Origin of the sequence: Candidatus Binatus sp. (genome assembly GCF_036567905.1) — a bacterium.
Classification (GTDB): domain Bacteria; phylum Desulfobacterota; class Binatia; order Binatales; family Binataceae; genus Binatus.
The window spans coordinates 1-12,250 of sequence record NZ_DATCTO010000103.1; the positions used below are offsets into that span (position 1 = coordinate 1).

General features: G+C 61.4%; 13 protein-coding genes. 8 read left to right on the forward strand and 5 right to left on the reverse strand.

Annotated features, from left to right (window positions below):
• Window positions 1-93: 93 nt before the first annotated feature.
• Window positions 94-423, reverse strand: coding sequence for a hypothetical protein (locus VIO10_RS16080; protein ID WP_331966665.1), 330 nt, complete (start codon window positions 421-423; stop codon window positions 94-96).
• A gap of 354 nt (window positions 424-777) precedes the next feature.
• Here VIO10_RS16080 and glgC point away from each other — a divergent pair, with 354 nt between their 5' ends.
• The 3 genes from glgC to VIO10_RS16095 all read left to right on the forward strand — a co-directional run bounded on the left by glgC (window position 778) and on the right by VIO10_RS16095 (window position 4,200).
• Complete coding sequence (glgC, locus tag VIO10_RS16085; RefSeq protein ID WP_331966668.1) at window positions 778-2,013, forward strand: glucose-1-phosphate adenylyltransferase; 1,236 nt, start codon at window positions 778-780, stop codon at window positions 2,011-2,013.
• 15 nt (window positions 2,014-2,028) lie between these two features.
• Window positions 2,029-3,114 (forward strand): lysophospholipid acyltransferase family protein, encoded by a 1,086-nt coding sequence (locus VIO10_RS16090; protein ID WP_331966671.1) that lies wholly within the window; start codon window positions 2,029-2,031, stop codon window positions 3,112-3,114.
• A 120-nt stretch (window positions 3,115-3,234) separates the two neighbouring features.
• The gene (locus tag VIO10_RS16095; protein WP_331966674.1) at window positions 3,235-4,200 is read left to right on the forward strand and encodes a hypothetical protein; all 966 of its coding nucleotides are present in this window, start codon (window positions 3,235-3,237) and stop codon (window positions 4,198-4,200) included.
• A 24-nt stretch (window positions 4,201-4,224) separates the two neighbouring features.
• Here the strand turns inward: VIO10_RS16095 and VIO10_RS16100 are convergent, their stop codons facing one another.
• Together VIO10_RS16100 and VIO10_RS16105 are read right to left on the reverse strand one after the other, a co-directional pair.
• Window positions 4,225-5,100, reverse strand: coding sequence for a CPBP family intramembrane glutamic endopeptidase (locus tag VIO10_RS16100; RefSeq protein WP_331966676.1), 876 nt, complete (start codon window positions 5,098-5,100; stop codon window positions 4,225-4,227).
• Window positions 5,101-5,126: 26 nt separating this feature from the next.
• The gene (locus VIO10_RS16105; protein WP_331966678.1) at window positions 5,127-5,876 is read right to left on the reverse strand and encodes an SDR family oxidoreductase; all 750 of its coding nucleotides are present in this window, start codon (window positions 5,874-5,876) and stop codon (window positions 5,127-5,129) included.
• A gap of 62 nt (window positions 5,877-5,938) precedes the next feature.
• Between VIO10_RS16105 and VIO10_RS16110 the strand changes: the two genes are divergently transcribed.
• A complete protein-coding gene (locus VIO10_RS16110; protein WP_331966681.1) occupies window positions 5,939-7,294 on the forward strand; it encodes a phosphomannomutase/phosphoglucomutase in 1,356 nt (451 codons plus the stop codon).
• 4 nt (window positions 7,295-7,298) lie between these two features.
• The gene (locus VIO10_RS16115; RefSeq protein ID WP_331966684.1) at window positions 7,299-8,366 is read left to right on the forward strand and encodes a mannose-1-phosphate guanylyltransferase; all 1,068 of its coding nucleotides are present in this window, start codon (window positions 7,299-7,301) and stop codon (window positions 8,364-8,366) included.
• Here VIO10_RS16115 and VIO10_RS16120 read toward each other — a convergent pair whose 3' ends face one another.
• Complete coding sequence (locus VIO10_RS16120) at window positions 8,367-8,834, reverse strand: hypothetical protein (RefSeq protein WP_331966687.1); 468 nt, start codon at window positions 8,832-8,834, stop codon at window positions 8,367-8,369.
• Between the two features lie 113 nt (window positions 8,835-8,947).
• A complete protein-coding gene (locus VIO10_RS16125) occupies window positions 8,948-9,487 on the reverse strand; it encodes a hypothetical protein (RefSeq protein ID WP_331966690.1) in 540 nt (179 codons plus the stop codon).
• 83 nt (window positions 9,488-9,570) lie between these two features.
• Here VIO10_RS16125 and VIO10_RS16130 point away from each other — a divergent pair, with 83 nt between their 5' ends.
• The 3 genes from VIO10_RS16130 to VIO10_RS16140 all read left to right on the forward strand — a co-directional run bounded on the left by VIO10_RS16130 (window position 9,571) and on the right by VIO10_RS16140 (window position 11,615).
• On the forward strand, window positions 9,571-10,053 hold the full coding sequence (locus VIO10_RS16130) for an adenosine-specific kinase (protein WP_331966693.1): 483 nt from the start codon (window positions 9,571-9,573) through the stop codon (window positions 10,051-10,053).
• 511 nt (window positions 10,054-10,564) lie between these two features.
• Window positions 10,565-10,753 (forward strand): hypothetical protein, encoded by a 189-nt coding sequence (locus VIO10_RS16135; protein ID WP_331966696.1) that lies wholly within the window; start codon window positions 10,565-10,567, stop codon window positions 10,751-10,753.
• A gap of 250 nt (window positions 10,754-11,003) precedes the next feature.
• A complete protein-coding gene (locus VIO10_RS16140) occupies window positions 11,004-11,615 on the forward strand; it encodes a hypothetical protein (protein WP_331966699.1) in 612 nt (203 codons plus the stop codon).
• Window positions 11,616-12,250 lie beyond the last annotated feature (635 nt).

The window sequence follows — 12,250 nt, forward strand, 5'->3', positions numbered from 1 at the left end:
GCGCCGTCCGGGTTCCCGGACGGCGCGCGACGTAATGATAAGGCAACGGATCTAGTGACAGCCCGTTTAGATTAGATGATCCGCGCGTCCAGGTTAATAGCGGGAATCCGCTCCCATTTCGTCCTCGTCGCTATGCGTCGGCCCAACCCCGGTGGGCCGGAACAGTAGCTTGGCCGCGAACAGCTTTTCGCTGATGCGCCCCTGGGATTTCAGTTGCCCGCCGTGCCGCTTGCAGTGCGGACATGCCATCGAACCGCCGAGAAGGCTGGCGTTTTGAGGCGTTATTCTCAGATCGAATTTAAAACCGCAGCCGGGATTCTGACAAATCGTGCGGTAAACTACTCCATGGCTGCCAGTTGTTCTCGATTCATTTCTGCTAGCCGCTGTTTGCATTTTCTCTATCCTCCTCTCATCGCGCTCCATCGCGAGAGGGCTTGCGCATCCGACTACCATAATCGATGTAGCAATTTAGACGTAAGATCCCTTAAGAAGTTTCAAGCAAATGACGTGCCTTGCGGCACAATTGGCGGCAGGATGCAAAATCGAGTAAAATCAAGCCAAATTCGCCGCGACGAAGCTTCTTTTGTATGACCGATTCGTGCCACTATCCAAAAATCCCTGCCGTATTTGCCACATTTCAGGGATTTCACGGATGAAACAAGCTGCACCTCAGCGCCGGACCGACAGGTTTCCGGTGATACCGCGAGCAGCCTGCAATTGGCGCGCTTATTTTGCCCAGCCGAGCCGCGCAATGATGATTCGAGTTCTTTTGCTCAAATGAGAACGCTGGCGCTAGTGATGGCAGGAGGGCAGGGCACCCGGCTCCATCCGCTGACCCGGGACCGCGCCAAACCTGCGGTCCCGTTCGGCGGGAAATACCGCATCATCGACTTCGTGCTCTCCAATTTCATCAATTCCGGCATCTATGCGATCTATGTGCTGGTCCAATGGCGCTCCCAATCGCTGATCGAGCATCTCAAGGACGGATGGCAATTCGGCGGGATGCTGCCGGATCACTTTGTCATCCCGGTTCCGGCCCAGATGCGGATGGGCGAGACGTGGTACCAGGGAACGGCAGATGCGATTTTTCAAAATCTCAATCTCATCGACGACACCAAGCCGGACCTGGTCGCGGTCTTTGGCGCGGACCACATCTACCGGATGGACATCCAGCAGATGATCGAGTTTCACATGGATCGCAAGGCGGCCGTCACGGTCGCGACTCTGCCGGTGGCCGTGGACGAGGCGGATCAGTTCGGGATCGTCCAGGTCGATTCGGGCCTGCGCGTTTCAAGCTTTGTGGAAAAGCCCCACAATCCGCCCCAGATGCCCGGTGCGCCGGGACGCTCGCTGGCCTCGATGGGCAACTACCTGTTCAATCCCCAGGTGCTGCGCGAGGCGCTGATCGAGGATTCGATCAAGGAAAACAGTAATCACGATTTCGGCCGCGACCTCCTCCCGGCGTTGATCAATCGAGTGCCGGTTTACGCGTACAATTTCATGACCAATCGCATCCGCGGCGACTCCGAGCTCAATCTCAGCTACTGGCGGGACGTGGGAACCCTCGACTCGTACTTCGAGGCCAACATGGACTTGCGCGACGCGCGCCCGCATCTGAACCTGTACAATCCGCTCTGGCCGCTGCGCACCGCGTACTTCGATCAGCCGCCGGCGAAATTCGTCTTCGACGAGAACGGGCGGCGCGGGCTGGCGCTGCATTCGGTGATCTCGGAGGGATGCATCGTCTCGGGCGGCGCCATTCGCAATTCGGTGCTCGGGCGCTCGGTATTCGTCCATTCGTACAGCCTGGTCGAGGACTCGGTCATCATGGACTACGCGGAAATCGGGCGGCACGTCAAAATTCGCCGCGCGATCATCGACAAGAACGTCTATGTTCCCGAGGGCGAAGAGATAGGATATGACCTCGAACGCGATCGGCAGCGATTCTTCGTCACCGATTCGGGCCTGGTCGTGATTCCCAAGGGCCCCAAACGCGAACGATCGGTATTGTAGGGAGCGCCGCACACGATGGTCTCAGCGCCTTCATCAGCAAGTCCCAGGCTCGATCGCCACGAATCGCCCGATTCAGTGGGCGAGATGTTGAAGCGCGGCGCCGCTCCGGCCGACTCGGCTGACGGTGCGACGAAGCCGGATTTTCCGCTCGCTGGTGGAAATCTGCGCAGCATGCGCATCCCGCTGGGCCCCAAGGATCGGCTGATCTTCTGGCTGCTGGTTGGCGTGTTGCATGCGCTCAGCCTCCTTCCCGACTTCATTCTCTACAAATTGGGAGAGGCAGGCGGCCTGATCGCCTATCGTTTAGACCGCCGTCACACGCGAACCGGAATCCGCAATCTCGAGATCGCGTTTCCCGAAAAGAGCGACGCGGAGCGACGCCGCATCCTGCGCGCGTCGTACCTACACCTTGGCCGCACCGGCGCCGAGTACGTTCGCCTGGGCGGATTCTTCTACCGCCGCCTGGCGCGCCGCGTCACCTACAATCGGCTCGACATCTGGAACAATCTCACGCCGAGGTACCCCGGCAAGGGCGCGCTCATCCTGACTGCGCACTTTGGAAATTTCGAGCTGCTGCCCGCGGGACACGCGCTGCACGGCTTCCAGATCACCGTGGTTCATCACACGCAGCGCTTCCTGGCCGGCGACGCACTGGTGACGTTCATCCGCGAGCGGGTGGGAGTGCGGACCATTCGCAAGCACACCGCGGCGCGCGAGATGCTGCGCTCGCTCAAGCGCGGCGAGATCATCGGCATCCCGCTCGATCAGAACGCCAAGCGCTCCGAGGCCATCTGGGTGCCGTTTTTCGGCGAGATGGCCGCCACCCCCAGTGGCTTCGATCGCCTCGCAATGATGGCGGGCGCGCCCGTGGTGCCCGTGTTTATCGTGCGCCAGCCCGACGGCCGCAGTCACGTGATTGAAATTTTCGAGGAAATCCCGCAGCAGCGCACCGGCGACCGCGACGCCGACACTCGGGTGAACACCGCGCGCTATCAAAAGGCGATCGAAGAGATGGTCCGAAAGCATCCCGAGCAATGGCTGTGGACCCATCGCCGCTACCGCACCCGCCCGGTAAGCGGCACGCCGTCACTGTACGACTGATAGTCAGGTCGCGCTTCGCCGCGGCGCCGGAGATCGGACGGAGCATCAGCAGGAAGTCAGCGCGAAGTAGAACCGAAGTGGTGATATTGGTTTATGTAAGCCGCGGTAGGATGCGTGAACATGTCAGTTAAGAACTATGGAAAACGCTGCGCTCTGATATTGAGCATCGTTGTTTTGTTGACTGTCGCCTCGAGCGCCATCAGTCCCATCGCTTTCGCGGCGTGGAGCACCTACTGCTGTAAAGGGTGGCTTAACCTTGAAGGGGGCGCTGGGTTTGCGCGCAATGATCCCGGCTGTGTCGGATTCGTGAACCAGGCTCCCGCGAGCGAACGACCGGCAACGTGCCAGATGTTCGAGACGGCGGTGAAGTCGCGCGACAACGGGAACCTGTGTCCAGATCTTCTGGCCGCCTGCGGTACGTGTAAGCCATTTTCCGCTAAACCTGATCCTGCCGCGTTGAAATCCTGGCAGAACATGGTCCAGGTCTCCCCAGGAGCGAATGCAGATGAGCAGGAGGCGATCGATCGGTTCCTGCAAAGTCCCGAGGGTGTCAGTCTCGAAGAAGCGCTCCAGAAAATGTTCTGCTCACATCCAGACAAGAGCTGCTGGCCCAAGATCCGTATTACTTTTGGTCCGACGAGCGACGCCGAAGGCGGACACTTTTCCCCGGACAAGTTCTTCCCAAATCCATTCGACCCCGAATCCGAAGATCCGGCGGCATGGCAACAATTCTTTTATGATGTGACGATACTCCCACAAATCGATACACCGGCTCTTCCTCCTCATTACTGGCCAGGAGGTTCCGCACTATGTATTCGCTATTCTTTTTCTAGTGGCGCGTCCGAGATGGCTACTACTATTTATCACGAGCTACTGCACATCTGGTGGATCAACAATTTTCAGAACACCTACACAGGCCACGATCCCGACGCAGCGAACTGTTCGTCGTACGCGCCGGGTTTCATGAAGAAATTAAAGGACTTTTACGGCGATATGGATAACAGGAAGCAATGCCAGGGCCCGGGCTCATCTAAAAGTCCTGCGTCGAGTCCGGCGCCATCCCCGGCGCCGCAAAAGCATCAGTAAAGCGCAGCTCGACTTCGCCAGGCGTCAGGCGGCGGTTCGTGGCGCGCCGGAGATCGGGCGGAGCATCACCAGTATAACTACCGCGATTGCCCAGGCGGCCGCGCCGCCGATTAGCGGTATCGCTCCGCCGCCTGCGACCCACCACGGCAGCGTCGCACGGCCGAGAATTATTTTCGGCCACAGCTTCGCGCCCAGCACGAAGCCGCTGTGCAGTCCGATCGAGAAATACACACTGCCCGTGAGGATATACGCTTCGCCGAGAACGATTCCGAGCAGGAATAGGCCTACCAGCATGGGAATCGCGATCGCGGGATTGCTGAATTGGTCGATGCTGTGCGCGAGCGTGATCAATCCGGCCGCGGGCTCGTAGCCGGTGACATAGAAGCGCGCCGGAGATCGCACGAGATGCGCGACGGCGTAGATGGCGGCGCTCGCAATCAGCGCGACCCGGTTGCCGAAGTCGCCTTTCATGCCGCCGAGTAGAAACGCGCGGAAGAATCCTTCCTCGATGATCGCGATCGCGATCGCCGAGAGAAAATATTTCGGGATCAGCGCGGCGGCCGCTGCGCGATCGCCGTTGCCGCTGCCGCCGGCCGCCAGCGCCAGCGCGAATAGAATCGCAATCGAGCAGATCGCCACGACGAGACCGCGAATGGCGCGGACAATGCTCGGCGCCGCGGGATGCCTGAAGCCGCGGCTCAGCAGCGAAGCGAGATTCAAGTCGCGCGCAGCCCAAATCATCGCGAGCAACAGCGTCGCCATCACGGTCCGATCGAAAATTCGGGGAAAGGGGAAGCGCCATCCCGCAGCCGATAATCCTGCCGCCGCGAGCGGTGCGAGAACGATCGCGCCGGCGACTCCCGCGACCAGCACCAGCGCGCATCGCGCCGTGAATGACATCGCTGCGCGCGCCTGAACGTGGGAACTCAGCGTGGACGCTCCGGATCCATTTGCGGTTCGAGCGTCACTTCGACCGGACATGCGCCCGCGGGAGAGTTCACGATCTGCATCACGGCCTGGGCGACGTCGGCCGTCGAAAGCATCGCCGCGCGGTCCAGCTGCTTGTTATTCGGGATCAGCGCCGTATCGACAAGGCCAGGAACGATCACCGCGAGCTTCAGCCCGCTTTGGCGCAACTCGCCGAACGCCGCGCGCGTGAACGCGATCAGCGCGGCCTTGGTCGCCGCATAGACGGCCTCGCCGGCGGGAGCCTTGATGGCGGCCGAGGATGCGATGTTGACGATTGCGCCGGCGCCCCGCGCGGCCATCGCCGCGGCGGCCATCCGGGTAAGCGCGATCGGCGCGCGCAGATTAACGGCGATCATGCGATCGAGATCGGCGGGACGCAGCTTAAGCAGCGGCGTTCGCGACGGCGCCCATCCGGCGTTGTTGACCAGCACGTCGATATGCCCGTAGCAATCGAGCGCGGCGGCAATCAAATTGTCGGGCGCTTCCTCGCCAGCCAGATCAACCAGAACAATCAACGCGCGCCCCGGCGGCAGCCCGGTCTGCGAGCGGGTTTCCTCGAGCTCATCGCGCGAGCGGGCGGCGAGGCATAGCGAATAGCCGGCGCGCGCGAGTTCGAGCGCAACCGCGCGTCCGATGCCGCGGCCGGCGCCGGTAACAATCGCGACGCGGGCCTGGTCGCCCGCCGGCGATTTTCCGGCGGCGGTCATCGGTAACCATCCTGCGGGCAGCTATCTTGCACTGGCGTAGTCGGTCGCACAGACTGACGATAATGAATTCGCAAGTCTTCCGCGAGTACGACATCCGCGGCGTCGTCGCAAACGATTTCGACGACGACTTCGTGGTCGATCTCGGGCGCGGCTACGCCACCTTGCTGCATCGCGCGGGGAAAAAAACGATCACGCTCGGCCGCGATTGCCGGCTGTCGTCGGATCGGTTGCGCGATCGTCTGGTCGAGGGTCTCCTTTCCGGCTGCATCAACGTGGTTGACGTCGGGGTGGTGCCGACCCCGCTGCTTTATTTTTCGGTGCTGAGCTGGAAGATGGACGGCGGTGCGATGATTACCGGCAGTCACAACGCGGCCGAGTACAACGGCTTCAAGCTGGGCGTGGGTTCGACGACGATTTATGGCGCGGAGATTCAGCGGCTGCGCGAAATAATCGAGCGGCACGATTTTGTGACGACCGGCGCCAAGGGCTCGCTCTCCGAGCGCCCGGTGATTCCCGACTACAACGATTTCATCCTCTCGCAGTTCAAGCTCACCCCGGGACTCAAGGTGGTCGTGGACGGGGGCAACGGATGCGGCGGCGTGGTCGCGGCTCCGCTGATGAAGCGGCTCGGACTTGAGACGATCGAACTCTACACCGAGATGGATGGGCGCTTTCCCAACCATCATCCCGACCCTACGGTCGAGGACAACATGCGCGATCTGATCGCGGCGGTGAAAAAAAACAAGGCTGCGATCGGTATCGCGTATGACGGCGACGCCGACCGCGTCGGTGCGGTCGACGAGAACGGAAAGATCGTATGGGGCGACGAGCTGATGGTCGCGTTCTCGCGGGCGGTTCTGCGCGAGCATCCCGGCGCGACGATTATCGGCGACGTGAAATGCTCGAAGCGGATGTACGACGATATCGCGCGCCACGGCGGCAGGCCGATCATGTGGAAGACGGGCCATTCGCTCATCAAGAGCAAGCTGAAAGAGGAGCACGCGGCGCTGGCGGGCGAGATGAGCGGGCACATGTTCTTCGCCGACCGTTACTTCGGCTTCGATGACGCGATCTACGCCTCGTTTCGCATTCTTGAAATCCTCAGCCGCGAGGGGCGCGGCCTCGGCGCGATTCTCGCCGATCTTCCCGCCAGCCATGTCACGCCGGAGATTCGCGTTGACTGTCCCGACGATCGCAAATTCGAAGTGGTGCGGCAGGCGGCCGATTTTTTCCGCAAGCACTATGAAGTCATCGACATCGACGGCGTGCGCGTGAATTTTGCCGACGGATGGGGCCTGGTGCGCGCGTCGAATACCCAGCCCGCGCTGGTGACGCGCTTCGAAGCCGCCAGCGAAAAGCGATTGGCCGAAATTCGCGCGCTGTTCGACGGCAAACTCCGCGAACTCGGCGCTATCTGATCCGATGGCTCGAACTTCCACGCCGCCGCGCGCCTCCGTGCTGATTATCGCGGGCGGGCGCGGCACGCGCTTTTGGCCTGCGAGCCGCGAGGCAAGGCCCAAGCCGCTTTTTTCGATCGACGGCAAGACCAGCCTGCTCGCCGATACGATCGCGCGTCATGCGCCGCTCATCCCCCGCGAGCGAATCTTCGTGCTGGCCGCCGCGGCGCATCAGGCGCCGTTTCGGCGCGCGATCCGCGGCTTGATTCCGCCGGATAACTTGATCGTTGAACCCGACGCGCGCGGCACCGCAGTGGCAATCGCTTACGGCGCCGCGATTATCAAGCGCCGGCTGGGCGAGGGAATCATCGCCGCGGTCGCAGCAGATCACTACATCACGACAGCCGCGCAATATCGCCGCACGCTCGCCGATGCGATCGGTCTCGCCGCGGCGAACGAATCGATCGTCGCTGTAGGGATTACTCCGACCCGCCCCGAAACCGGCTACGGCTATCAGAAGATCGGTCCAAAGGTCGGCGCCGGATTCAAGATCGAAAAGTTCGTCGAGAAACCCGCGCTCGCAATTGCTCGCCGGATGGTGCGGAGCGGGCGTTACTTGTGGAATGCCTCGATCTTCGTGGCGTCGACGCGGACGCTGGCGCGCGAATTCGCCGAGCATTGCCCGGCGCTCGGCAAGGCGGCGCAACGCCTCGCGCTGACGCCGCGGACGAAACTCGCGCGCGCCTACCGGAGACTGCGGTTCGATTCGTTCGACCGCGTGATAATGGAGAAAAGCTCCAACGTGCTCGGCGTGCGCGCGCGATTTTCATGGCATGACGTGGGATCGTGGGACGGGCTGTGGGATGCAATCGGCGAGACGGGCGGCAACGTGCTGCGTGGCAATGCGATCGCGCTCGATTCCGAGCGCGTGCTGGCGTATCCGGATTCGCGCCTGATGGTGTTGTTTGGCGTGCGCGATCTGATCGTCGTCGATACGGGGGATGCGATCCTGGTTGCGCACCGCGAGATGTCGCCGCATGTGCGCCGCGTCACCGAGGAACTCGAGCGCCGCGGCCTGCAGCGCTACTTGTAGTCAGTCCAGCGCGAGCGCGTCGCACTTGAGCGCGAGCTTACGCAGTTCGTGTTCGCGATCGTCATCCTCGATAGCCAGTTGCAGCAGCTTTTCCGCGACGCCTTCATCGACGGACTCCCACTTCATTGCATCGATACGCAGCTCGGCCGCAAGCGCGCCGATTACCTCGAGGTCGCCGCTCAGGCGCGCCCAGTTGCTCGAGCCGTCATGCAGGGCCGCTTCCGGCAGTTTCGCCCATACATTGTGATCGGCGAGAATCGAGTGAATTATCCTGACGTGCAATTCTTCCTTTTCGGCGAGCGCCTCGACCCCGGTCTTGATATTCGTCGAGGTAAGCGCGGCGTGCCGCTTCAGGCGATCGATCAGCCCCTGATTGCGGCCGGCGAGCACGGCCAGTTCTTCGAGCAACTCCGCCCGCGCCGAAACCGGCGAAAACAATCTCTGAAAGAATCCCATACCAGTAGCCATCTCCGAGACCCGATGCGCGTTGTTGTGATGCCGATGCGCTCCGCGCGCCGGCGCATTCCGACAATAGCTATCGGCGTCGAAGCGGCCCCTGTCAAGGGAAGCGGCGGACTCGGTCAAGAATTGAACAGGGCGCGCACCAGCGACGATTCGCGCTTGAAGAATCCCTGCGTGTGGTATGAATCCTCGAGCCGCAGCAGCGCGTAATCAAGATAGTGCCCAACTTCATGCATCAGCGTTCGCACGAACGTCTTCGGCTTGACCACGTCGTGGCGCTGCGCCGTGCGCATCCAGAGCACGATGTACGGCGGCCTTCGCATCCGCGGATCGTATGGATAGAACAGTCCGTGCAGCTCGCCGCGCTGATTGCGGGGGCGCACGCCGCGAACCTCGACGCTGACGGGCACAGTCGCCAGGCCCCGGCATATTTCCGCTGCCAGCGCGCGCGCGCAGGTGGTGCATCCCGCGAGGTTGCCGGTCTCGAGCACGCGCATCAGGGCGTCGAGCGAGTTGCGCGCGGCATCGCTCGCGACATAGTCGTAGCGCTCGACGGTGTCGCTCTTGAGGTAAGTGCGCTGCGCGCGCGAGGAGAGCCGGTAAAAAAACGCCGGCAGCCGCGTCTCGGAATTCGTGCGAAGGGTCAGGCCGGTAGCCACCACGCCTCCATCGCCGGATACTCACTTCCGGCGCCGCATCCACGGGAATATCATCACCGCAATAGTCACAAGGGGCAAGCACTATGCAACTGAGTAGCGTCGAAATCTCGAAACCAACGGACTCCAACGTGATCGTCGGACAGGCGCACTTCATCAAAACCGTCGAGGACGTTTACGAGGCTCTCGTGCAGGCGGTGCCGGGAATCAAGTTCGGGCTGGCGTTCTGCGAGGCGTCGGGCCCATGCCTGATTCGGCGCACCGGCACCGACCCGGCGCTGGAACAGTCGGCGGTCGAAGCGGCGGCGGCAATCGGGGCGGGACACGTGTTCGTGGTGATTCTTGGCAACGCATTTCCGGTCAACGTGCTCAATCAGATCAAGTCCGTGAGCGAGGTATGTACAGTCTTTTGCGCGACCGCGAACCGGCTGCGCGTGATCGTGGCGGAGGACGCAGGCGGACGCGGCGTCGTTGGGGTGATCGACGGCGGTTCGCCCAAGGGGGTCGAGAGCGGCGGCGATCAGGCCGAGCGGCGCGCGATGCTGCGGCGATTCGGCTACAAGCAATAAGGCAGGGGTGACCCCTGCGAATTAATACTGGCCCGTCGTGCCAACGACCGCGCTCCGTTGGCGGCGGCATGAAGGAAGAATCACCTGCGCGGTGGGCGGCAGGGGCTGCGGCCCCTGCACCCGCAGTGAGAAGACGCGAAAATCTGCGCAGCGCATCTTTTCGCGACTACGCGATGGCAGGGGCAGGGCTGGCCAGTGTTAAGATCCGTTGGCGCGCGCGGCGATGAGAAACTCGCGGTTGGTGCTTACACGGAATATTATCGACCGAAAGTTTTGAGGAATGGTTAAGCTGTTGAAGGAGAGCTTTGCGTAACCGGATGTCGGTGCTGAAGCGATACGCGCTGGCGCGCGAGATCCTTCGCTGCGCTCAGGATGACAAAAAAAAGCAAGCGGGCGCCCGTGTCATTCTGAGCGAAGGCTGCTGTGATTGAGCCGAAGCCCTGAGTACTCGAAGGGGAAGAATCTCGACGGATGCTCCGGCGTTCGGTGCTAATTACACAAAGATCCCTTGATGACGCGGCTCTATTGGAGCGTTTCGGGCGAGGACGAAAGGCAAAAGTTGAGGGTCTGTGGAAAGTCGCACGTCGAGGGCGGGACGGTGGTCTGGCCAAACGGGGCCGACCTGTGCCCCGACGTTTTGATCTGGGGCGGCGCCCCTCCCGAAGAGGGACAGCAGCCGGCGCATCCGCCGCAAGCGTGACGCGGTTAACCTTGTAGCAGAGGTAACATCACCGATGGGCGGTGGACGGTGCGCGCGCGCCGCGTGGAGACCGCGCAGGGGGAAGGTTATCCCGTTGCGGGCGGTGGGGCGTTAGCGGTCGACGGGAGGGTTCGAGCGCGGCTGACGATCACTGTCTGGGGTTCGGTCCCGGCGGTCCTGAAAAACCCGCCGGTCGGGGCTTCCAGTCGCCGCAAGTGCGCGAGTCTGGTTGGAGCAGGAGGTGACGAAGATGCCAACCGATGCGTCCAAGCGATGGGAGGAAATGCTGACTCCCGAGATCGTTCGCGTAAAATTTATTACTGTCGGGTTGCTGGTGGTCGCATATGAGATGCTTGAGGAGACCATTGTTGGTCGCGTTCGCGATTTCTTTTCCACGGGATTCGACGCAAAAGGCTTCACCTATAGTCCCGATTATGCAACCAGGGTTTTGGCGTTGGACCCTAAAGGTAAGGGCGACGCGCTCCGTTCTTCCATGGTGTGGCTTCGCCAGGCCGAGGCCATCACCGAAGAAGACCGCACCCGGTTTTTAGCCATCAAAAACGCCCGCAATGAAGTTGCCCATGAGTTAACGTCGATATTGACCGGCGAAAGGATCTTCAACTTTAACGACCACTTCCAGTCCGCCCTGGCGCTGCTCAGCAAGATCGAGCGCTGGTGGATAGTAAACGTGGAAATCGCCACGGACCCGGATCTCGTGGACAAAGAGATCGACGAGGATGGTATTCTTCCTGGAAGGATTCTTACGATGCAGCTTTTGGTAAATGTGGCGCTGGGCAACCATAAAGAGGCAAACGCCTTCTTGGAAGCGTTCAGAAGAGCCCAGGCAAAAGTGAAATGTTGAGGTTGGCTGAGCCAAAAGCTTGCCCATAGCAAGGCTATTGCGTCGCGGCAACGGCAGTTCGAGCGCGCGGTCTGGCTGTCAGAAAAATCTCTCTTCTTGATTGGTTTTCCGAAAATGCGGGCATCGCAGCGGCTGTAAAGAAACCGGATTTGGCGGGCGATGATTTCCGTCCGGTAGCGTTTGCCGATTCCCTGTCTTTCGCCGCGTAGTCGCGGGGTGTCAGCCGTCCCTCGCTGACCAGTTGAGGCTCTTCACTTTTTCACTATGCGCCGCAGAACCCTCACCTACCGCCGCTGCGCGGTCGGCCGCCTCTCGCTGTAACACGCTAAGCAAGGGGACGCAGAATCTCGAATCGCGCGCCCGTGGGCACGGGTAGGCAGGGGTGACCCCTGCACCCAGTGACAAGATAAAGATGGAGATGGCGCGCTGTATAAGGACCCTCACCTTCATCCTCGCCCTAACAGGGCGAGGAAATTAACGCGCAAGCATGACTCAAAAAACGCAAGCGGCGGGCATCGAACCAAAACCATCAACAGCGTCCCCCTTACCCGTTCTAGCAGGGCGAAGCCCGCATCTTCTCTTTTCACCAGGTGCAGGGGTCACCCCTGCCCAGGGATGAGCGAAACCCACGGCGG

What these genes read in the sequence shown, in the direction of transcription:
- glgC (WP_331966668.1), top strand. Translation starts at nt 778, where the DNA reads ATGAGAACGCTGGCGCTAGTGATGGCAGGAGGGCAGGGCACCCGGCTC.
- VIO10_RS16100 (WP_331966676.1), bottom strand. Translation starts at nt 5,100, where the DNA reads ATGTCATTCACGGCGCGATGCGCGCTGGTGCTGGTCGCGGGAGTCGCC.
- VIO10_RS16095 (WP_331966674.1), top strand. Translation starts at nt 3,235, where the DNA reads ATGTCAGTTAAGAACTATGGAAAACGCTGCGCTCTGATATTGAGCATC.
- VIO10_RS16110 (WP_331966681.1), top strand. Translation starts at nt 5,939, where the DNA reads ATGAATTCGCAAGTCTTCCGCGAGTACGACATCCGCGGCGTCGTCGCA.
- VIO10_RS16080 (WP_331966665.1), bottom strand. Translation starts at nt 423, where the DNA reads ATGGAGCGCGATGAGAGGAGGATAGAGAAAATGCAAACAGCGGCTAGC.
- VIO10_RS16120 (WP_331966687.1), bottom strand. Translation starts at nt 8,834, where the DNA reads ATGGCTACTGGTATGGGATTCTTTCAGAGATTGTTTTCGCCGGTTTCG.
- VIO10_RS16090 (WP_331966671.1), top strand. Translation starts at nt 2,029, where the DNA reads ATGGTCTCAGCGCCTTCATCAGCAAGTCCCAGGCTCGATCGCCACGAA.
- VIO10_RS16140 (WP_331966699.1), top strand. Translation starts at nt 11,004, where the DNA reads ATGCCAACCGATGCGTCCAAGCGATGGGAGGAAATGCTGACTCCCGAG.
- VIO10_RS16130 (WP_331966693.1), top strand. Translation starts at nt 9,571, where the DNA reads ATGCAACTGAGTAGCGTCGAAATCTCGAAACCAACGGACTCCAACGTG.
- VIO10_RS16135 (WP_331966696.1), top strand. Translation starts at nt 10,565, where the DNA reads ATGACGCGGCTCTATTGGAGCGTTTCGGGCGAGGACGAAAGGCAAAAG.
- VIO10_RS16105 (WP_331966678.1), bottom strand. Translation starts at nt 5,876, where the DNA reads ATGACCGCCGCCGGAAAATCGCCGGCGGGCGACCAGGCCCGCGTCGCG.
- VIO10_RS16115 (WP_331966684.1), top strand. Translation starts at nt 7,299, where the DNA reads ATGGCTCGAACTTCCACGCCGCCGCGCGCCTCCGTGCTGATTATCGCG.